Here is a 20,684-nt window from a genome sequence, read left to right on the forward strand (position 1 = left end):
GTGCTCCTTACTGTCCACAGTGGATTCTCAGCCATTCGCCCTGCTGGATGCCCGCCCGGATGTCGTCGAGTTGTTTCAGGAGGATGTCCAGCCGGTCCCGGTTGCTCAGGTACTCCAGCACGGCCCGGTGGAACGCGCCGGTCATCGTGGCGGGCATCAGGTCCGAGGCGTCGAAACACAGGGCGGGTGCCGACGTGAGGGTGTCCGCGATCTTCCGGCTCACCGGATCCGTGTAGACGTCGAGACCGAGTTTCCGGTTGGCGGAGAACGCGCTCGCGCCCCGTATCGACGGCCAGACGCGTTGCGCCTTCTCCGAAGCCAGGTATTCAAGCAGTTTCCGCGCCCGCGGGGTGTCCTGGAACATGCCCGCGAGGTCGGCGGCGACCTCCGAAACGTCCCGTCCGGGGAACGGCAGGAAGTCGAAATCGGCGCTGGGCCGGGGAGACGTCCCGTCTGCGCGCTGATGGCCCTGGTAGCGACTCATGATGAACGACGCCTGGTGTTCGAGCACGCAACCCGGCGGATCGGCGAACATCGGCTTGCCCGCGTCGCCGAAGTCGGTCAGCAGCGCGGCCGCGGCGCCACCGCGGATCCCGGCGGGCTCGACCAGTGAACCCCAGTCCAGCCAGGCCTGTCTGACCTCCGGCGACGTCCACTTCAGACTGCCGGACGCCCATTGCCAGTACTTCTCGGGTCCCGCCGAATGCAGCAGGATGTCCTCGATCCAGTCGGTCCCCGGCCAGCCCGACGTCGGCGGCGCGCCCATCCCGACACACCATGGCGTGCTGCCCGAGGCCGTCAACCCGGCGGCGAACGCGCGGAGACCGTCGAACGTCGTCGGGCGGATCCCGGTCAGCCGGGCCGGGTCGTACCAGATCATGCTCTTCAGATCGGCCTTCACCGCGACCGCGTACAACTTCGGGGTGCCGATCTTCTGCAGGGTGACCCATTGCGAGCTGAAGGAGCCCGCCACGGTCGCGGAAAGGTCGTCGTCGAGCGGCAGCAGGTCGCCCGTCTTCTGGTACTTCGCCAGCACACCGGCGTTCGGCAGGACGGCGACGTCCGGCGGGGTGCCACGCTGGACGTCCGAGGCGAGCACCTGGTCGACGGCGCGGGTGCCCTGGTAGAGGTAGCCGATCCCGGTGTCGGCTTTGAACGCGTCCAGCACCTGCCGGAAAGCCATCTCCTCCGGCCCGGTCCACGACGCGAGAACGACCACCTCCTCGTCGTCCGCCGACGCCGAGCAGCCGCCCGCGACCAGCGACAACGCCATCACCGAGGCCAGCAGTCTTTTCACGGCCGGTACCGGTATTCGTCGATCCGGCCGTGCAGCCCGAGCAGGACCAGCCCGCCGGCGAGCAGGGTGCCCGCCGGGATCAGGAACTCCCGCCCGCCGGATTCGGCCGCCCCGGCGGCGTCGGCGGCCACGGCCTTGGCGCCCGCCGTTGCCACCCGGGTGTTGTCCGTCGCCACCGTGGTGGTCTGCCCGGCCTTCACCCGGAACTCGTCGACGGTCACGCCGCATCCCTGCTCCTCGTCGCAGTACTCGGTCAGCAGGGCGGCGAGTTTCCGCTGCCCCTGGTCGTCGGCCGCCTGGATCTGCGTGTTCCGCGCGACGGCGACGCCGTCGAGCCGTTCGCCGACCGAGTCCAGGCGGTCCCGGCTGATCAGGGTGAACACCAGCGCCGCCCCGATCGCGGCGATCACCAGGGTCGCCGCGAGCAACGGGATATTCGTCATCCGGCGGAAGCGTTTCTTCAGGTACAGCTGGGTCAGTACGAGCAGGATCACCAGAGCCAGCACCGGCAGGAGCCACAACGGGAGCATCGCGCGGCTCACGCCGGTCGACGTCAGCTGCCCGTCCAGCGCCTCACGTTGCTTGTCCTGCAACGTTTCCAGCCCGTCGAGGACGCCACCCGGCGCGTGGAGCAGCCGGGACGCGTTCCACAGGTCCACCGCGCCGAGCACGGCGGCGTCCGGCTGCCGGAAATGGACGTCGGCCTGCCCCATGGAGCCCGAATAGGCCGCGACCTGGCTCTCCACCACTTGCAGTGCGTTGCCGCCGGAATCGCCTGCCTGGTTGAACTCGGCGACCTGCGCGAGACTCTGGCTCGCCAGCGCCAGCTGGTTCGTGTATTCCTGCCCCGGCCCGGCGAGTTTCGCCTCACCGGAAGCGAAACTCGTGATCGCGGCGGCGTCGGCGGCCACCAGCGCGGCCCGCGCGGCGGTCACTTCGAGCACCGCCTGCGAAGTCCGGTCGCGGACCGTTTCCGCCGTGTTCTGGACACTGTGGAACGCCCACAGCGAGGTCACCAGGACCGCGAGGGTCAGCACCAGCAGGCCCGCGCGGAGCCGGACCAGCGTCACCCTGGTCGCGGTCGTCCTCACGACGCGGCCCCGGCGAGCGGTCTGCCGCAGCCGACGCAGAAGTTCGCCCCGGCGGGAGACAGCGCGGGACACTCGGCGCAGGCGACCGGCGGTGGCGTGGCCTCGGAACCGGCCTGTGGTTCGGACATCGGCCGATCTTCCTGCCCTGGAGCGATTTCCGAAACCCTCGACGGGATGACGAGATGCAGGATCGCGGACCGCGGCGCCGTTTCCCGCACCCGGACGATCCCCTTCTCCGCGTCGACAACCTCCACGACGGCCTTGAGACGCCGCAGCGTGTCTTCGTCCCCGTCCGCCGTGGCCAAGACGAACGCCGCGCCCCACTCCCGCGCGGCGGTGACGTGATCCCCTGCCGCGTGGGCGTCGCCGCCGAGCGTCAACGCCTCGCCGAGCTTGGCCTTGCCCTGGTAACCCCCGACGATCGGGTCGATCAGCGTCGGCGGGACCGGATCGTGCGTCCAGCGCCCGGCGACGGGCAGCGCGCCACCCTCGACCGCGGCCCCGGACAAGGGCACGAGTTCCGCCCACGCCAGCTGCCGGTCCTGCCCGTGTGACGGGTCGAGGTCGGGGTCGAGATCGAGGATCACCTGATAGTCGCGTGTCTCGTCGCCGGAGAACGCGCCGAGGGAGAGTTCCACCTCCCGGACGGCGACCTCCCGGCATCGATCGGTGAGGTCGTACTCGTCCGGGAACACCTGCTTGACCGACCGCAGCCTGCTGAACGGCATGGTGCCGATCCGCAGCCGGACCTCGGGCAGCACCTTCGTCATCGCGCTTGCGACGAGCCGCCGGAAATCGTCGGCGAGCGCGTCGTCCTCGACGACCGAGTCGACGTTCCCACGCAGCACCCGGCCGATCTGGGTGAGTTCCGCCGGCTCCCAGCCGTCACCGATCCCCCTGGCGTCGCAGACGAAGCGGCCTTCGCAGCTGTTCAGCACGGTCATCAGGTCGGCCCTGGTCTGTGAGTCGTTGCGGCCGTCGGTGAGGAGGATCGCGTGGCGGACGGCGTCCGGGACGCGCTCGAAGAGGTCGCGTGCCTTGGCGAGCCAGGCACCCATCGCGGTCCCGCCGACCGCGGCGAGGTGTTCGACGACGGCGCGTGCCTCCGCCCTGGTCTGTTCGGAGGCCGTCACCAGTCCGTCTTCGGCCGGGTAGAGCATCGTCGCGCGGTCGGTGCCCTGGATGACCGCGAACCGCACCCCGTCGGGAAGGACGTCGATGGCGGCCGCGGCCGCACGCCGGGCCTCGCCGATCTTGGTGCTGGGAAAGCGCATCGAGCTGGAGCAGTCGATCATCAGTACCTCGGCGGCCGTCTTGGCGGCACTCGCCTCCCCGCCCCGCGAAACGACCCGGACGATCGCGGTCATCGCCCGGTCCCCCTCGGCCAGGAACTTGTTCTGGTGCATTTCGAGGCCCAGACTCGGCTCCCCGCTCATCGCTCCCCTTTCACACCAGGGTCACCGGTCTCACCGAGTTGGCGAGATCGATCAGGACGTCGTGCTGATCCGGCCTCGGCGCGTGATGGGCGAGGCGCCGGTACGACCTTTCGAGAACCGTGCGCGCGCCCTTCTCGGTCGACCGCAGGATCTCACCGTCGGTGATCCCGTCCTGTCCGGTGAGGACACCCGCCAGCCCGGTCTCACGCACGGCCGTCTCCAGCCTGTCGCGGGCGTCGCCGTCGAGGTCCAATGCGGACAGCCGGACCACCGCGTCGTCGAGTTCGGCCGACAGCGGGAGGTCGCCGGTCTCCGGCATCGGCGCGGACAGCACACGCACCCCGGCGATCCTCGCCGCTTCGTCGTACCGCGAGAACTCCGGGACCTGGTCGAGGATTTCCACCGCGGCCGCGCGGTTTCCGCGCAGCAGCCGGACCCGCGCGAGCCCGAACGCCGCAGTGACCTGGGCGCGGTCCCGCACCCACAAAGCGTCGTAGTACCGCTCGGCGGCGGCCGCGCCGTTGAGCTGCTCCTCGCAGAGGCCGAGCGCGAGTTTCGGCGGCTCCTCGCCGGGGATGTCGCGATACACCGCGTCGAATTTCCGTTTGGCAGCCTCGAAATCTCCCTCACCGAGGGCGAGCAGGCCGCGATGCCAGTCGACCCGCCAGTCGTAGGTGGCACGTTCCCCGAGCAGTCTTTCCGCCTGTGCCACCGCCAGCGCGGCTTCGACGGTCGCCCCGAGTTCGAGATGCGCCCGGCACCGCCGGAATTCGACCTCCGCCGAACTGGGCACCTTGTCGAGTTTCTTCAGCAGCCGCGCCGCGTCGGGAGCGCGGACGCTGCGCAGGAACGTCACCTGCGGATCGTCCGGATCCTCGCGCGGCACCGGCAGGCCGACGGCGATCTCCCCGGCGGCAGGCCGTTCGCCGAGCGAGACGGGGACGCCGTCGGTCCAGTGTTCCAACGGCGGCGCCTGGCCGAGGCCCGCGTCCAGCAGCACCGCTCCTTCGGTGAACAGCGTCGACCCGGCGGGCCGGGATTGCCTGTCCCGCAAGGAAAGGACCTCGGCGAGTACGCCGTCGAGCTGGACCAGCATCTCGTGCGCGGAGGCGAACCGCTGCTCGAACGGGGCGGTCGCACGGTCGAGGACGCGGATGAACGACTCGATGCCGAACCGGACGCCACGCGCGTCGGGCGTCACCGACCAGCCGTCACTGGCCTGGAAGAGTTCGCGCAGCGTCACGCCGACGGTGTGGATGTCGGACCGGACGGTGAGCCCGCGTTTCGCCCGTTCCCTGGGCGTCACCTGGTAATGCTCGGTGCCGACGGCCGGGCTTTCGTCGTCGGTGATCTTGCGGATCGCGCCGAAGTCGATGACCTTGATCCGCTTTTCGCCGTGGATCACGTTGTCCGGCTTCATGTCGCAGTACAGCAGTCCCTCGCCGTGCAGATAGTCGAGCGCGGTCAGGATCTCACGCCCGTACGCCACGACGTGTTCGACCAGCAGCCGTCCCTCGCGGGAATCCAGCCCGGCCCGGCCGCGGTTCTTGATCTCCCGCAACGAAAGGCCGTCGACGAATTCCATGACGATGTAGCGGGAGCCGTCGTGCTCCACCACGTTGAGGATCCGGACGATATTCGGATGCTCCAGCGCGGTGAGCACCTGGCTCTCGGTCTCCGCGATCCGCACGGCGGCGGTGTTGTTCGTGTTGATCAGGCCCTTGAGCGCGACGTGCAGCCCACCGAGGCCTGAATCCGTTGCCAGGTAGACGAAACCGAGTCCGCCGCGGGCGACGCAACCGAGCACGTGGTACCGGCCGTCGACGACGTCGCCCGCCTTCAGCCGGGGCGAGAAGGAGAACGGCGTCCCGCAGACCGGGCAGAAGCCCTCGGTCGGCGCGGGCCCGCCGCCGACCGAGCGGCCGACCGCCGTGCCGGTGCAGCCGTGCTTGCCGCAGAACCGTTCCTCCTCGGGCACCCGCGGATCGGTCAGCAGGCGCCCGTCGACGTCGCGGAGTTCGACGATCGGCAGCGGGACACGGTCGTCCGCGGTCGCGTGACCGGCCATCTGCTGGGAGCGGGTGACCACCGTGTTCGCGACCCTGCTCGGCGCCTCGCTGGGGCCGGGGATCACCAGGGTCGGCTTTTCCGCGCGCACCGGCTCTCCCGGTGGCAGGCCGCAGACCATGCAGAAGCCGGTCTTGCCGAGCACACCCGGGCAGCCGTCCCGGCCGCAAGCCGTCATCCGTCGATCCGTTTCCGTACGGTGTTCGCGTACTGTTCGACAGCGTCCGCGGCGGCCGCGAGGTCGCACGGTCCTTCGAAGAGCATCCGCCAGGCGGGAGCGTAGGCGGCATCGAGTTCGACGTCTTCGACGAAGCCACTGTTACGGGCCATCTCGCCGTACGCGTCGAGCCGGGCGCGAAGTTCCGCGCGCCGCGCGAGGTTCTCGTCGAGAAGGCGCCGGAGCTCGCGGGCGCGTTCCCCGGTCCGGGCGACAGCCCGCTCGCAGGCGGGCAGATGCCGTTTCACCCACTCGGCTTCACCGTCCTGCTCCGCCGCCCGCAGTTGCGTCAAGGCACCCTTCAGCCGCCGGGCCTTGGCCTGGAAGTCCGGGGCGTCGGTGAACCGGGGCGCGTCGCCGAGGTTGTCCTTCTCCAGGCGGGTGAGTTCGGCGAGCCGGATCTCCAGCAGCGCGAGGCGGCCCTCGTCGTCGTCCTCGGCGGCGGGAAGGACGTCGGTACTCGACCGGACCACGGTCACTCCCGGCGAAGTCTCCTTGTGGAAGGCGAGTGCGAGCCGCAGCCCGAGTTCATGCGCCCGCTGGGCCAGCGGCACGATCACCTCGCCGACGAGCTTCTCCGGTTCGGCCGCTTCGTCGATCCCGTAGACGACGACCGTCCGGCCCGGACCGTGATGGCCCGCCGGCGAATCCGCGACGACGTCCAGCCGTTCGGAGATACGGCGGCGCACCTCGGCGGCGGTCTTGCCGACCGCGTCGACGGCGAGGACGACGCTGCCCACCGGCGGCACCGTCGGCCCGGACGCGCTCCGCCCCGCACCCTGTTCCCGGTCGGCGAGGACGACGGCGCGGCGCAACGAGGCGGAGATGGCGGAATCATCCTCGCCGGTGATGATCACCCAGACGTCCGACCGGCCGTGCCCGCCGAGCCAGCCGGCGAACTCACGCGCGAACAACCTGTCGATGACGGGCGGATCCGGGTACTGCACGAAACCGGGGTCGATCGCCGGACTGCCTTCGGCCCAGCGGCGCAAGTCCGGCAGGTAGCCGAGCATGGTCTCGACCGGGATCATCCAGGAGACGCGGGCGGCCTCGGTCGCGTAGCGGGTCGCGATCATGCCGACGACGTGCCCGGTCTTGTCCGCGACGACCGCGGAACCGCTGAAGCCGTGCGTGATCGGCTCGGCGTCGAGGGTCCGGTGCAACTGGACGCGTTCGAGGCCGTGCCCGCCGTCGCCGACGACGGTCGCGAGCGACCACATGCCGTCCGACCCCTGCGGGAAGCCGAACGCGCGCACCCGCTGGTTGTCTTCGAGCACCGTCCGGTGCAGTGACGCGCCGGTGACCTGATCCTCGGCGTCACGCAACCGGAGCAACGCGACGTCCCCACCGTCGTCGCCGATGGGTACGGCCTGCGCGACGAGCGTGGCGAATCCGGACTCGACAGCGGGAAGCGCCACGAAATCCACGGCGACGCCGTCCTGGCCTTCGATCACGTGAGCGCAGGTGAGGAGGTGTTCGCCGTCGAGCATCGTCCCGGCACCCAGGACGCGCCCACGGGAATCGCGCAGCCGCACCCGCCAGCGTCTGCGCTCCGAAGTCACCCGGAATACCTTACCGATCGTGCGTGGTCATGACGGTTCTCGCCGCCATTACCACTCACGAGGCCTAGGGCGTGTCTGGCAAATCTGTTCGATGGGGTTCGTGATCCAGGCGGCCCCTGGTGGTGTGGGCCCTTCGGCCTCGTACTGGACGTACTCGGTCGAAGGGCCCGCGCCGCCAGGAACCACCTGGGCGCGAAGACCACGAACGAGATTTGTCAGACACGCCCTAATGCGCGGCTTCGTTCCAGGACCGCCCGTAGCCGACCGAGACCTCCAGCGGCACGGCGAGGTCGTAAGCCGAGCCCATTCCCTGACGCACCAAGGCTTCCAGTTCCTCGCGCTCGCCGTCGGCCACCTCGAGGACGAGTTCGTCGTGGACCTGCAGCAGCACGCGGCTCTTCAGCTTCGACTCGGTCAGCGCGCGGTGCACATTCAGCATCGCGACCTTGATGATGTCGGCCGCGCTGCCCTGGATGGGCGCGTTGAGCGCCATTCGCTCGGCCATTTCACGGCGCTGCCGGTTGTCGCTGTTGAGATCCGGCAGATAGCGGCGGCGGCCGAAGATCGTTTCGGTGTAACCGACCTTCGCCGCGTCGACCACGACCGAGTAGAGGTAATCGCGCACGCCACCGAAGCGGGAGAAGTACGCCTCCATCTGTTCTTTGGCGTCTTCGGTCGAGATCCGCAGCTGCTGCGAAAGGCCGTACGCCGAAAGCCCGTACGCCAGGCCGTACGACATCGCCTTGACCCGGAACCGCAGTTCCGGCGTGATCTCTTCCGGCGGCAGCGAGAACGCGCGCGACGCCACGAACGTGTGCAGGTCCTCGCCGCTGTTGAAGGCTTGGATCAACCCCTCGTCCTGCGAAAGGTGCGCCATGATCCGCATTTCGATCTGGCTGTAGTCCGCCGTCATGAGTTCGGCGTACCCGTCGCCGACGACGAACGCGTCGCGGATGCGGCGGCCTTCCTCGGTGCGGATCGGGATGTTCTGCAGGTTCGGGTCCACCGACGAGAGCCGTCCGGTGGCGGCGATCGTCTGCAGCAGCGTGGTGTGGATGCGGCCGTCGTCGGCGACCGCCTTGATCAGCCCCTCGACCGTGGTGCGCAGCCGGGTCGCGTCCCGGTGCTCCAGCAAATGCTGCAGGAACGGGTGCTCGGTCTTCTCGAACAGGCTCTGCAGTGCCTCGGCGTCGGTGGTGTAGCCGGTTTTGGTGCGCTTGGTCTTCGGCATGCCGAGCTCGTCGAACAGGATCACCTGCAGCTGCTTCGGCGAGCCGAGGTTGACCTGCTTGCCGATGACCGCGTACGCCTCGTCCGCGGCCTGCGTGACGCGGCTGAGGTAATGCGACTCCAGATCCGTCAGGTGCTCGATGTCGACCGCGATACCCGCCGCTTCGAGTCCGGTGATCACCTGCAGCAGCGGCAGTTCCAGTTCGCCGAGCAGCTGGGCGCCGCCGAGTTCCCCGAGCTCCTCGGTCAGCGCGCCCGCCAGTTCGGCGACCGCGCGGGCCTTGACCAGCTCGGCCTGGATCTCCTTCTGCTCCATGTCCTCGGCGCCGCCGTCGAGCAGGGACAGCTGGCCGTCGCCGGTGTCGGCCTCCGAGCGCAGCTCGCGGTGCAGGTAGCGCAGCACGAGGTCGTCGAGCTCGAAGGTTCGCTGGCCGGGGCGGACCAGGTACGCCGCGAGCACGGTGTCCATGACGAGCCCGGCGAACGTCCAGCCGCGCGCGCTGACGGCGTGCAGCGGGGCTTTGAGTTCGTGACCGATCTTCTGGATCTTCTCGTCGGCGAGCCAGGCTGCGAGCGCCTTGTCGTCCTCGGCGTCCATGGCCGTGACGTCGACATACGCGCCTTCGCCATCCGCGGCCGCGAAGGTGATGGCCTTGAGGTCGGACCGGACCGAGGCCCCGGTGGTGCGGAACGCCAGTCCGGTTGGCGTGTTCTGACCGGTGTGCGCGGAAAGCCAGGCCGTGAGCGCGCCCGGGGCGAGCTTCTCGCCCTTGACCTCGAAGCCCTCTTCGGCCTCGGGTTCGGCGCTCTGCAAGGTCGCGAACAGACGGTCACGCAGCACCCGGAACTCGAGTTCGTCGAACAACGCGTGCACGGCCTCGCGGTCCCAGGGACGCAGCTCGAGCCCGGACGGGGCCAGCTCCAGCTCGACGTCGCGGACCAGCTCCGTGAGCTGGCGGTTCAGCATCACGGCGCCGAGGTGCTCGCGCAGCGCGTCGCCGACCTTGCCCTTGACCTCGTCGACCCGGTCGATCAGGTCGTTGAAGGAGCCGAACTGCTTGATCCACTTCGCGGCCGTCTTTTCGCCGACACCCGGGATGCTGGGCAGGTTGTCCGAGGGGTCGCCACGCAGGGCGGCGAAGTCCGGGTACTGCGCCGGGGTGAGGCCGTACTTTTCCTCGACCACCTGCGGGGTGAACCGGGTCATCTCCGACACGCCGCGCTTCGGGTACAGCACGGTGACCTGATCGGTCACCAGCTGGAGCGCGTCACGGTCACCCGTACAGATGAGGACGTCGAAGCCTTCGGCGGTCGCCTGTGTCGTGAGCGTGGCGATGATGTCGTCGGCTTCGTAGTTCTCCTTGGTCAGCGCGGGGATGCCGAGGACCTTGAGCACGTCCTCGACCAGCCCGACCTGGCCCTTGAACTCGTCCGGCGTGGCACTGCGGTTGGCCTTGTACTCCTTGAACGTCTCCGAGCGGAACGTCTTGCGTGAGAGGTCGAACGCCACCGCGAGATGGGACGGCGCCTCGTCGCGCAGGAGGTTGATGAGCATCGAGGTGAACCCGAACACCGCGTTCGTCGTCTGCCCTGTCTTCGTCTTGAAGTTCTCCGCGGGCAGCGCGAAGAAGGCGCGATACGCCATCGAATGGCCGTCGATCAGCAGCAGCTTGGGCCGCTCGGCCTGTGCGGTGGCAGGTGTGGCGTTGGCAACGGTCGTGTTCTCACTCGGGCTCACAAGAGCGAGTCTAGGGTGAGGGTCTGACAGTTCTCCCTGTCGTGTCGTTTGCGGACTGTCGGCGGAGCTGCTCGGCTCCCTCAGCGCGGGAACTCGCCTGGCCGAAGGCCCCGGGATCGGGGCGGCAGGGCAGGACGTGAGAAAAATTCGATAACGTGCGCCCCGGCGACGCGAGCGCGGTCGCGGGTTCACGATGCTAAGGAGCTCTGCGTGACCGAACAAGCCCTCGAATCCTTCGCCGGGATCGACCCGGCCTTCGCCGGCCAGCAGCTCAACGACAAGATCGGGCTCGAAATCAGCGAATTCGGTCCCGAACGCGTCGTGGGCAGCATCCCGGTCGAGGGCAACCTCCAGCCCTACGGCCTCCTCCACGGCGGCGCCAACGCCGTCGTCGCCGAGGCACTCGGCTCGATGGTCGCCGCGCTCAACGCCGGCACCGGCAAGGCCACCATGGGCCTCGAACTTTCGTGCACGCATCACCGGGCGGTCCGCTCGGGCCGGGTGACCGGCGTCGCGACGCCCGTGCACGTCGGCCGCGGGACCATCACCGCGGAGATCGTGCTGACCGATGACCAGGGACGCCGTTCGTGCACGGCGCGGCTGACCTGCGTCGTACGGGAACGGCCGCCGGGCGCCTGACCGGATAGCCTGCCGAGTGTCAGGAAAGGGTCTTTCAGGACGAAAAACGTCTTGAAAGACCCTTTCCTGACACATGAGCAGGACGGTGCCGCGGTAGTCCTCGACACGGCTCAGGTGCGGGCGTTCGCCGCCACCGCCGGCCACCAGTCCTTTCGGTCGAGCGGCAGAATCCCTGTTCCTGACCCAGCAAGCGCTGTCGAAGCGGGTCCGGAAGCTTGAGGACGCCCTGTCGGCCCAGCTCTTCCGGCGCACCAACCGGTCCGTCGAACGGGTCGCCGGGCGCGGACTGGCCAACTCGCTCGACCCGCTGGTCCGCGGCGAGATCGACCTCGTGTTCGGCCGCGTCGCGGACCTCGCCCGTGAGGTGCCCGCCGAACTCGACCACCGGCTCGTCCGGCTCGAACCGCTGGTCGCGCTCCTGCCCCCGGAACATCCGCTGACGAAGAAACAGGTCCCCCCTTTGTCCGATCTCAAGGACGAAGGGAGCTGGATCCCGCAATTGGCGGGCCCGGTCGAATGGCTTTCTTATTTGCAACGCCTATGCAAAGAATTCGGCGTCCCGATCGACCAGTCCGGCGTCAGTTACGACCTCCGGCACACGCTGGAGCAGACCCGCTACGGCAAGCAACGGATCACCTCGCCGGCGCGGATATGGACCTCTCCGCCGATCTCAACCTGCGTGTCCTGCCTTTCGAAGCTCGTTCGCGGCGATCACCGGCGCCGCCTGCGTCACCGGATTCACCAGCGCGGCCGCCGCCACCGGGAGCTCGGCGTTGGTCAGCATCCGCGGTGCCACCCCGCCGACTTGCGAGCCGCCGACCAGGCCGATCGGTCCGTCCTCAATGGACAGTCGCGAGCGCGGTCCGGCCGGCGCCGCCGGGAACTCCGCCTCGACCTGCCTGGTCAACGGTTCCACGACGTTGAGCACGTTGTCCTCGGTGGCAAGCCCGAAGAACGCTTCGAATCCCCCTCGGGGAACCCTTTCCCGGTCATCGGCAACCCGAGGTGCACCCGCCACGCGTGCAGGTCCCGCCTCGGCAACGCCGCCGCCATGGCCGCCTCGCTGAACGGCTTCGCTCAGGTCGACACTCATCGTTCTTCTCTCCCGGTCCGAACCGGTGTTTTCCGGCCATGGGAACAGCTAACCGCGAGGTCGGGGCCCTGCTCCAACAGCCGTTCGGCCTGGATGACAAACCATCGGTTGTCACTACCGGACAGCCGCCGGAGGCAGCCTTGACGCCCTTTGGGGCAACATTGCTACGACGAACGGCCGCCCGCGAAGGGGGAAAAGGCGCAAGTACGCGGCCGAAACAGGATCATTACCCGCAAGCATGATCGACGTGGTAGCGGTGAATCCCCAGCGTGACCAGCGAAGACCCGTCAACCGGCAACATTCGCCTTTTCGTGCAATTCGTTCTGGTTTCGACCGTCACGATGTGGACACAGAGTGATGGGCGTCTGTGCAGATCATGGCGTAGGGGGATATCTTCCTGCCCTAACCTAGCCCCTGTGTCGGGGGCAACGCCTACCGGCGGCTGGTTGGTCATGGGAGGTAGTCGGTGTCAGGAGTGCGTTTTGGACGGGTATTCGCCGTCGCGGCGGCTGCATCGCTTGCGCTGGCAGGCTGCGCTGGCGGCAGCAGCTCGTCCGGCAGCGGTGACAGCAGCACGCTGAAGATCGGGTTCATGGGTGACCTCACCGGTGAGAACTCCGGGATCGTCATCCCGCCCCGCAACGGCGCGAAGCTCGCTTTCGACGAGTACAACAAGACGAATCCGGCGACGAAGCTGGAGCTCAAGGAGTACGACAGCCAGGGCAAGCCCGAGCAGGCGACGTCGCTGATCGCGACCGCCGTCGGCCAGGACAAGATCACCGCGTTGATCGGCCCGGCCTTCTCCGGTGAGTCGAAGGCCATCGGCGGTCAGCTGGAGCAGAACAAGATCCCGAGTGTCTCGCCATCGGCCACCAACGCGGGGCTTGCCACGAACGGCTGGAAGTACTGGCACCGCGTCGTCGCGAGCGACGCCAGCCAGGGCCCGGCCATCGCCAACTTCCTCATCACGGCGAAGTCGCCCAAGAAGGCCTACGTCATCTCGGACGACCAGGAATACAGTGTCGGCCTTGCTGACAACTTCGAGAAGACCTTGAAGGAAAAGAACGTCCCGGCCGAGCGCGACAAGTTCGCCAAGGACGCGTCGGACTACTCCTCGACCGTGCAGAAGGTCAAGGCCGCGAACCCGGACATCATCCTCTTCGGTGGCTACTACGCCCAGGGTGGCCGTCTGCTCAAGCAGCTGCGTGACGGCGGTGTGACCGCCACCTTCGCCACCGGTGACGGTTCGCTCGACGCTCAGCTGGTCAGCGGTGCGGGTGCCGCGGCCGCCGAGAAGGCCGTCGTCGGCTGCCCCTGCAACATCCCGGACCCCGGCTCCAGCGACGAGTTCAGCACCAAGTACAAGGCCGCGTACAAGATCGACCCGGCGATCTACTCGAGCGAGGGCTACGACGCCGCGACCGCCATCATCAACGCGGTCAAGGCGGGCAACACCACCTCGGAGAAGATCAACGAAGCCCTCAAGACGGTCGACTTCAAGGGTGCCTCGAAGCAGGTCAAGTTCAAGGAGAACGGCGAACCGTCGACGGACGCGATCAACGTCTACCAGGTCACCGGTGGAGTTCTCAAGAACCTCGGCATCTCGACCGAAGCCAAGCTCAACGGCTGACGGAGCAGGTAGGAACACCTAACGGAAGCGGGGGCGCTGTGCGGGCACAGCTCCCCCGCTTCCCGCAAATGTGGCGAAAGAAATCCTCGCCCCGTCAGGTAAGGCATCCACGTCATGCTTCAAGATCTGCAAGCCCAGTTCCTCGGTAGCACCATCGGCGGACTGGTCGCCGGAAGCATCTACGCTCTCATCGCCCTCGGCTACACAATGGTCTACGGCGTGCTCCGGCTCATCAACTTCGCACACTCAGAGATCTTCATGATCGGGACGGTCACGTCCCTGTTCATCCTGATCACCCTCGCGGGCGGCGGCTCGATCACACTCGGCGTCTTCGGGATGATCGCCGTACTGCTGCTGATCATCATCGCTTCGGCCGCCGTATCCGGCGGCGCGGCCGTCTTGCTGGAACAGGTGGCCTATCGGCCGCTCCGCAAGAAGGGCGCGACCCGCCTGGCCGCGCTGATCTCCGCCATCGGCGCCTCGCTGTTCCTCCAGGAGGCGTTCGGGCTACACATCATCGAGTGGATCACCGGCAAATCCGGTCGTGTGCAACAGAACGCGCCGCGGTTCATCCCGCACGACGAGCTGTTCCACATCGGCAACGGCGTCGTGCGCACGGACCACGTCTTCGTCATCGTCGGCGCCGTGATCATGATGGTCGGCCTGGACCAGCTGGTCAGCCGCACCCGCATCGGCCGCGGTATCCGTGCCACCGCACAGGATCCCGAAGCCGCCGTGCTGATGGGTGTCAGCATCGACCGGATCGTGCGCATCACGTTCCTGCTCGGTGGTGCCATGGCAGGCGTCGCCGCGGCGCTGTACATCATGGAATACGAGAACACCGATTACCGTATCGGCTTCCTCCTTGGCATCAAGGCGTTCACCGCGGCCGTGCTGGGAGGTATCGGCAACCTGCGCGGCGCCCTGCTCGGTGGCATCGTGCTGGGCCTGGTGGAGAACTGGAGTTCCATCTTCTTCGGTTCACAATGGAAGGACGTCACCGCCTTCGTGGTACTGGTGCTGGTCCTGATGTTCCGTCCCACCGGCATTCTCGGTGAATCGCTGCAGCGGGCACGCGCATGAAGGGCAACGAAGAAGTGGCTGAAGAGTCCCCAGCAAACGGAACGCCCGCGCGCGCCGGGTTTCACCCCGTCGACGGGATGCGGGATTGGTGGGCGCATGCCCCGCACTGGCAGCGTTATGGCGTTTACCTCGCCCTGATCATCGGCGCGCTGATCCTGCCGGCACCGGCGATCGGCTCGTTCATGTCGCCGGACTCGGACTGGACGAGCGTCCTGATCTTCCCGGTCGGGATCTACATCCTGCTGGCGATCGGCCTGAACATCGTGGTCGGCCACGCGGGCATGCTGGACCTCGGGTTCGTCGCGTTCTTCGCGATCGGCGCGTACACGCTGGCGTCGATGGGCACCAAGTACGGCTGGGGCTTCTGGGGCACGCTGCTCCTCGGGATCTTCCTTGCCGCGATGTCCGGCGTCATCCTCGGTGCGCCGACGCTCCGGCTACGCGGTGACTACCTGGCGATCGTGACGCTCGGCTTCGGTGAGATCGTCCGGATCACGGCGAACAACAGCGACGGCATCGGCGGCGCCCGCGGTATCACCAACGTGCCGCACCCCGAGCCGATGTTCGGGGTCGAGTTCCTGCTCGACCCGGCGCCGTACTACTACCTGGTCCTGGCTGCGATCGTGATCGCGATCGTCTTCTCGGTGCGGCTGCACCGGAGCCGGGTCGGGCGGGCGTGGGCCGCCATCCGCGAGGACGAGGACGCCGCCGAACTGATGGGCGTCCCGACGTTCAAGTTCAAGCTGCTCGCTTTCGCCATCGGCGCCATGCTCGGCGGGATGGCCGGTGTGGTCTACGCCAGCAAGGCCGTCTTCATCGAACCGAACAACTTCCCGTTCATCCTTTCGGCGACCATTCTCGCGGCCGTCGTACTTGGTGGCGCGGGAAACCTGCCCGGCGTGATCCTCGGTGCCTTCCTGGTCGCCTGGCTCCCGGAACGGTTCCGGTTCATGTCCGAGTACCGCATCCTGATCTTCGGTTTCGTACTCGTGCTGATGATGGCGCTGCGGCCGGAAGGTCTGCTGCCGTCGCGGCAGCGCAAGGCGGAACTACGTGAGGGAACGGGCGGGATGGGTGCCATGGGCGCCGAAGTCGCGGGTCCGGATTCCGAGGCTTCGGCGGAGGTGACGAAATGAGCGCACTGCTCGAATTCGATAACGTGACCATGCGCTTCGGCGGTGTCACGGCGTTGAAGGAAGTCAACCTCACCATCAACCAGGGTGAGATCTTCGCGCTGATCGGGCCGAACGGTGCAGGCAAGACCACGGTGTTCAACGTGGTCACCGGTGTCTACGCGCCGACCGAGGGCCAGGTGCGCTTCAACGGCGCCCGGGTCGACGGGATGAAGCGGTTCAAGATCAACCAGGCAGGGATCGCCCGTACGTTCCAGAACATCCGGCTGTTCCACAACATGTCGGCGCTGGAGAACGTGATGGTCGGCGCCGACTCGCACCACAAGACCGGGGCGATTTCCGCGACCCTCGGCCTTCCGGTGCACCGCAGGGAAGAGAAGCGGGGCCGCGAGCTGGCCCGGGAGCTGCTCGACTTCGTCGGCATCGGCCGGGTGGAGCACAACACCGCGAAGAACCTCTCCTACGGCGACCAGCGCCGTCTGGAGATCGCGCGTGCGCTCGCGACCGATCCGAAGCTGCTGCTGCTCGACGAGCCGGCCGCCGGGATGAACCCGGCGGAGAAGAACTCGTTGCAGCAGCTGATCCGCAAGATCCGTGACGACGGCCGCACCGTGCTCCTCATCGAGCACGACATGAGCCTGGTCATGCACATCAGCGACCGGCTGGCGGTACTCGACTTCGGCCAGAAGATCGCAGAAGGGCTCCCCCAAGAGGTGCAGAACAACCAGAAGGTGATCGAGGCTTACCTGGGGGTGGCGGAAGATGCTTCTTGAGGTTCAGGACATCAACGTCCACTACGGGAAGATCGCCGCGCTCAAGGGAATGACCATCGAGGTCGGCGAGGGCGAGATCGTTTCGCTCATCGGGGCCAACGGCGCCGGCAAGACCACGACGCTGAAGACGATTTCGGGCCTGCGTCCGCTGACCAGCGGCCGGATCCTCTTCGACGGCAAGGACATCTCGAAGACACCCGGTCACAAACGGGTCGAACTCGGGATCGGCCAGTCACCGGAAGGCCGGGGCGTGTTCCCCGGTATGACGGTGCAGGAAAACCTCCTGATGGGTGCGTACACCCGCAAGGACGACCTGAAGGCCGACCTCAAAGAGGTCTACGAGCTGTTCCCGCGGCTGAACGAACGCAAGACCCAGTTCGGCGGCACGATGTCCGGTGGTGAGCAGCAGATGATCGCCATCGGCCGCGCGCTGATGACCAAACCCAAGGTGCTGCTGCTCGACGAGCCGTCCATGGGCCTGGCGCCGATGCTGATCGCGCAGATCTTCGACATCATCCGCGAGATCAACAAACGCGGGACCACGGTCCTGCTGGTGGAGCAGAACGCGCAGCAGGCGCTGAAGCTCTCCGACCGCGCGTACGTGCTGGAGACCGGTGAAGTGGTCAAGAGTGCCCGCGGCTCCGAGCTCTTGGACGACCCGCAGGTGCGGGCCGCCTACCTCGGTGGTGACCTCGGCGTCTGACGCCTTTCGACAGGGCCCCGTCGCTTCTCGCGGCGGGGCCCTGTCCTTGTCAGCCCAGTTTGATGTCGGTACCGGTGAGGTTCTTCATGTCGGTCAGTGTCGGACCGCCGAAAGCCCGCAGTATCAAGGGTTTCGCCTCCTTGGGGAGGTCGAAGTAGAGGTCGAACTCGACCCGCACACCGCGGCCGAGTTCGACCTTGTCGGGCTGCCGCTTGATCGTCATGGCCTGGTTGTCGACCCCGATCACGGCGCCGGACTCGGTGACGAGCTGCTGGCGCCGGGTGTCGAAGACGATTCCGGACACGCCTTTCCCGGTCACCACCAGCCGGAGCCGGACGAATTGCCCTTTCGCCTCGAATTCGGTGTGGCTGCCGGTGAGGCTGGGGAGTCCGGTGGCCAGTCCGATGAGGAAGAACTCGGTCTCCCCGTTGAGCGCCGCCGTGAGATGCAACGCGGTCTCGTCCGGCCGGACCTCGCGCGCGGGCAGGTCGTAGACGGGTTTGGCGGGGGCCTGCTGGGGCCGGCCGCCGGAGCAGCCGGTCAGCAGGAGAACGGACAGTGCCATAGCCGTCAGGCTTCTTCTCATCGGACGATCTCCACAGTCGAGTACGGCCATCCGTCGACATCCGGCAGCCGCACAGGGCCGACTTCCGCGCCCGGCGAGAAGTGCACCGTCGTCCCGGTCGTGCCGTCGTCGGCGATGGGCGTCAGGTCGGTGACCGGGACACCACGTTCGTAACGCTGCTTCCAAGATCCGTTGTGACGCCGGTTGGTGTGCACGAGCCATTCGCTCAACGCGGCCACGACCGACACACCGCGACGCGGGCGGCCGTCCGAAAGCATTTGCTCGCCAGGGAAATCGAAGAAGCGCAGATCACTGGTCGACATGACCGGTTTCTTCACGAAGCCACCGTGTCCGTCGGCCCGGGTGGCGGTGCCCCGTCCGTCGTCCGCCACGGAGACCGAACCGTCGGGATGGACCGTGACGGTGGCATGTCCACCAGCGGTGCTTTCGGCCTCCTCGGCCGCATAGGCAAGCACTTCGAGTACGAGGTGCGGAACCCCGCCTGGCGCGAATTCCTCCGGGTTCCGGCGGACCAGCGCCAAATGCTCGGCATCGATCGAACCGGCCCAGTCGTGCGTGGTGTTGTGCCATCCGGCGTCTGCGTCACTCACCCCGACGATTCTGCCTGGTTTGGGGCTACTGTGCGCCTGTGGAGTTAAGACGTCTTCGATATATGTGCGCCGTGGCGGAGGAAGGGCATCTCACCCGCGCGGCGGAGCGTCTCGGCATCCGCGCGTCGTCGCTCAGCCAGCAAATCATCGCGCTGGAACAGGAGCTGGACGCGACCTTGTTCGTCCGGACCCAAGCGGGGATGACGCCCACCGCCGCCGCGCTGGCGCTGCTCCCCCACGCCCGACGGATACTGGAGGAGACCGAACTCGGCGCGCGGGCTGTCCGCGACACCATGGGCCGGCCGCTCCGCGTCGGCGTGACGCCGGGCGCGCCGCCGACCGTCCTCGCGACCCTGTACGCGGAAGCGGTGGAGATCGACGACCTGTCCGCCGCACGGCAGCTCGAACTCCTCCGCCGCGGCGCGCTCGACGTCGGTCTGCTCGCCCTGCCGGAAGACGTGGACGGTCTGTGCGTCGCCGTCGTGAGCGAAAGACCGTTGGGTGCGCTCGTCTCCGACGCTCACTCCATGGCCCGGCTCGACGACGTGGGCTGGGACGACCTCGCCGGGCTGGACCTCCTTCTGTACGAACGAAAGCTGGCTCCCGGCTATCACGACAGGCTGCTCGAGGACTGCGCCGCGGCGGGTTGGCGGCCGGCTCACGTCCGCGCCGGACCGCCTCGGCGGTCGCTGTTCGTCGCCGAATTGCGGCACGGCGGCGACGTCGTCGCCTTGCGTCCCCGGGAGGAACCGGCCGAAGGTCTGCGGTGGTTGCCGCTGCGGAAGCCGCCGGTCGTCCGGCACGCGCTCGTGTGGGATCCGGCGCACGCGTCTTCGGATCGGATCGCGGCGCTGGTATGACAGCGACCACATCGGACTTTCACGCTGCCCGCCCGACCTCCCCTCTTCGGTGATCCCGAACGGCCGTACGGATTCGCCTCGTGGACGGCACCACGCGTTTCGCGATTACCTTAGGGTGCCCGACGACGGAGGAGGAATGTCATGCGACAGTGGGGTTTCGTGTACTTGGCCGATGGGTGCGACCCGGCGCGGGACGTGTCCCGTGTGGACAGTGGGCAGTGCCTGACGGTGCTGATCGGGGTCGGCCGCGTGGACCAGGTCGTCGCCGCGGCCCGGCGGCTGGTCGACGAAGGGGCGCAGCTGATCGAGCTGTGCGGCGCGTTCGGTCCCGTGTGGACAGCGCGGGTGATCGACGCGGTGGGAAGCACGGTTCCGATCGGAAGCGTCATGTACGGCGCCGAAGCCACGGAACAGCTTCACGACCTGTTCGGTCTCGGGGCCTAGCAGTCGTCGACGTTCGCCGCCTCGACGCAGGCGACGGCCTCGGTGCGGCTGGACGCCAGGTACAGCAGGTTGTACAGCGTCTCGCGCTGATCGGGGTCGAGCCCGCCGAGCACGTCGTCCTCGACCCCGGCGAGGGCGAATTCGGCTTTCACGAGCTGTTTGATTCCGACGTCGGTGAGCTCGACGATATGCCGCCGTCGGTCCTCCGGTGAACGCCGTCGCTCGACGAGGTTCGCGGACTCCAGGTCGTTGAGCAGCCCGACGACATTCGTGCCGTCCATTTCCAGTGTCTTCGCGAGGTCCTGCTGGGAGCAGCCCCGGCGGTCACGCAGCACGGTCAAGGCGACGAGGTGCCGCGGGCGCAGGCCGAGTGGCGCCAGGACGGACTCGCTGCGCAGCCGGATCCGGCGGGTGACGTGGTCGAGCAGCGCGCCGCAGCGGTGCGGGGGCTGGTTCACGACCGGGAGTTCGGACACGCGTCAAGTGTACGTTCCCACGTTATGGTCGCCACA

At 67.8% G+C, this 20,684-nt stretch carries 18 protein-coding genes and 1 pseudogene; 9 read left to right on the forward strand and 10 right to left on the reverse strand.

All coding sequences use genetic code 11. The features are described 5' to 3' along the window. Positions 1-7: 7 nt before the first annotated feature. From AB0M65_RS01930 to polA, 6 genes are all read right to left on the reverse strand, one after another. A complete protein-coding gene (locus AB0M65_RS01930; protein ID WP_364019920.1) occupies positions 8-1,297 on the reverse strand; it encodes an ABC transporter substrate-binding protein in 1,290 nt (429 codons plus the stop codon). Then, a complete protein-coding gene (locus AB0M65_RS01935) occupies positions 1,294-2,388 on the reverse strand; it encodes a hypothetical protein (protein WP_364019923.1) in 1,095 nt (364 codons plus the stop codon). Before AB0M65_RS01935 ends, AB0M65_RS01930 begins: the two co-directional genes overlap by 4 nt. Beyond that, on the reverse strand, positions 2,385-3,824 hold the full coding sequence (locus AB0M65_RS01940; protein ID WP_364019926.1) for a VWA domain-containing protein: 1,440 nt from the start codon (positions 3,822-3,824) through the stop codon (positions 2,385-2,387). The genes AB0M65_RS01935 and AB0M65_RS01940 overlap by 4 nt, the downstream gene beginning before the upstream one ends. A 10-nt stretch (positions 3,825-3,834) precedes the next feature. Beyond that, positions 3,835-6,069 (reverse strand): tetratricopeptide repeat protein, encoded by a 2,235-nt coding sequence (locus tag AB0M65_RS01945; RefSeq protein ID WP_364019929.1) that lies wholly within the window; start codon positions 6,067-6,069, stop codon positions 3,835-3,837. Then, positions 6,066-7,670, reverse strand: coding sequence for a serine protease (locus AB0M65_RS01950; protein WP_364019932.1), 1,605 nt, complete (start codon positions 7,668-7,670; stop codon positions 6,066-6,068). The genes AB0M65_RS01945 and AB0M65_RS01950 overlap by 4 nt, the downstream gene beginning before the upstream one ends. Positions 7,671-7,896: 226 nt before the next feature. Then, positions 7,897-10,638 carry a DNA polymerase I gene (gene polA / locus AB0M65_RS01955; protein WP_364019934.1) on the reverse strand — a complete coding sequence of 914 codons (2,742 nt, stop codon included), beginning with the start codon at positions 10,636-10,638 and terminating at the stop codon, positions 7,897-7,899. A gap of 210 nt (positions 10,639-10,848) precedes the next feature. On the opposite strand from polA, the gene AB0M65_RS01960 reads away from it, so the two are divergent. Then, on the forward strand, positions 10,849-11,277 hold the full coding sequence (locus AB0M65_RS01960) for a hotdog fold thioesterase (RefSeq protein ID WP_364019937.1): 429 nt from the start codon (positions 10,849-10,851) through the stop codon (positions 11,275-11,277). A gap of 66 nt (positions 11,278-11,343) precedes the next feature. Next, positions 11,344-11,973: pseudogene (locus AB0M65_RS01965) on the forward strand (LysR family transcriptional regulator); the annotation flags it as partial. Here the strand turns inward: AB0M65_RS01965 and AB0M65_RS01970 are convergent. Then, complete coding sequence (locus AB0M65_RS01970; RefSeq protein WP_364020039.1) at positions 11,948-12,370, reverse strand: hypothetical protein; 423 nt, start codon at positions 12,368-12,370, stop codon at positions 11,948-11,950. The pseudogene AB0M65_RS01965 and the gene AB0M65_RS01970 overlap by 26 nt on opposite strands. A 475-nt stretch (positions 12,371-12,845) precedes the next feature. On the opposite strand from AB0M65_RS01970, the gene AB0M65_RS01975 reads away from it, so the two are divergent. From AB0M65_RS01975 to AB0M65_RS01995, 5 genes are all read left to right on the forward strand, one after another. Further along, entirely contained in the window at positions 12,846-14,000 is a 1,155-nt protein-coding gene (locus AB0M65_RS01975; RefSeq protein WP_364019939.1) for a branched-chain amino acid ABC transporter substrate-binding protein, read from the forward strand. A gap of 114 nt (positions 14,001-14,114) precedes the next feature. After that, positions 14,115-15,083 (forward strand): branched-chain amino acid ABC transporter permease, encoded by a 969-nt coding sequence (locus AB0M65_RS01980; RefSeq protein WP_364019942.1) that lies wholly within the window; start codon positions 14,115-14,117, stop codon positions 15,081-15,083. Beyond that, complete coding sequence (locus AB0M65_RS01985) at positions 15,080-16,219, forward strand: branched-chain amino acid ABC transporter permease (RefSeq protein ID WP_364019945.1); 1,140 nt, start codon at positions 15,080-15,082, stop codon at positions 16,217-16,219. The genes AB0M65_RS01980 and AB0M65_RS01985 overlap by 4 nt, the downstream gene beginning before the upstream one ends. Next, complete coding sequence (locus AB0M65_RS01990) at positions 16,216-16,989, forward strand: ABC transporter ATP-binding protein (RefSeq protein ID WP_364019948.1); 774 nt, start codon at positions 16,216-16,218, stop codon at positions 16,987-16,989. The genes AB0M65_RS01985 and AB0M65_RS01990 overlap by 4 nt, the downstream gene beginning before the upstream one ends. Further along, a complete protein-coding gene (locus AB0M65_RS01995) occupies positions 16,979-17,692 on the forward strand; it encodes an ABC transporter ATP-binding protein (protein WP_364019949.1) in 714 nt (237 codons plus the stop codon). Before AB0M65_RS01990 ends, AB0M65_RS01995 begins: the two co-directional genes overlap by 11 nt. A 49-nt stretch (positions 17,693-17,741) precedes the next feature. On the opposite strand, the gene AB0M65_RS02000 is transcribed toward AB0M65_RS01995, so the two are convergent. Together AB0M65_RS02000 and AB0M65_RS02005 are read right to left on the reverse strand one after the other, a co-directional pair. Continuing rightward, positions 17,742-18,257: a hypothetical protein gene (locus AB0M65_RS02000; RefSeq protein ID WP_364019951.1), complete on the reverse strand. Its 516-nt coding sequence runs from the start codon at positions 18,255-18,257 to the stop codon at positions 17,742-17,744. Positions 18,258-18,274: 17 nt separating this feature from the next. Further along, a complete protein-coding gene (locus tag AB0M65_RS02005; protein ID WP_364019954.1) occupies positions 18,275-18,868 on the reverse strand; it encodes an ATP-binding protein in 594 nt (197 codons plus the stop codon). Positions 18,869-18,930: 62 nt separating this feature from the next. Here AB0M65_RS02005 and AB0M65_RS02010 point away from each other — a divergent pair, with 62 nt between their 5' ends. Both AB0M65_RS02010 and AB0M65_RS02015 read left to right on the forward strand, forming a co-directional pair. Then, positions 18,931-19,728: a LysR family transcriptional regulator gene (locus tag AB0M65_RS02010; protein ID WP_364019957.1), complete on the forward strand. Its 798-nt coding sequence runs from the start codon at positions 18,931-18,933 to the stop codon at positions 19,726-19,728. Between the two features lie 141 nt (positions 19,729-19,869). Next, positions 19,870-20,172, forward strand: a complete 303-nt coding sequence (locus tag AB0M65_RS02015; RefSeq protein ID WP_364019960.1) for a DUF6506 family protein — start codon at positions 19,870-19,872, stop codon at positions 20,170-20,172. Here the strand turns inward: AB0M65_RS02015 and AB0M65_RS02020 are convergent. Beyond that, positions 20,169-20,648: a MarR family winged helix-turn-helix transcriptional regulator gene (locus tag AB0M65_RS02020; protein ID WP_364019963.1), complete on the reverse strand. Its 480-nt coding sequence runs from the start codon at positions 20,646-20,648 to the stop codon at positions 20,169-20,171. The genes AB0M65_RS02015 and AB0M65_RS02020 overlap by 4 nt on opposite strands. Between the last annotated feature and the right edge of the window lie 36 nt (positions 20,649-20,684).

This window comes from Amycolatopsis sp. NPDC051071 (assembly GCF_040682875.1).
In the GTDB taxonomy this organism is placed as follows: Bacteria; Actinomycetota; Actinomycetes; order Mycobacteriales; family Pseudonocardiaceae; genus Amycolatopsis.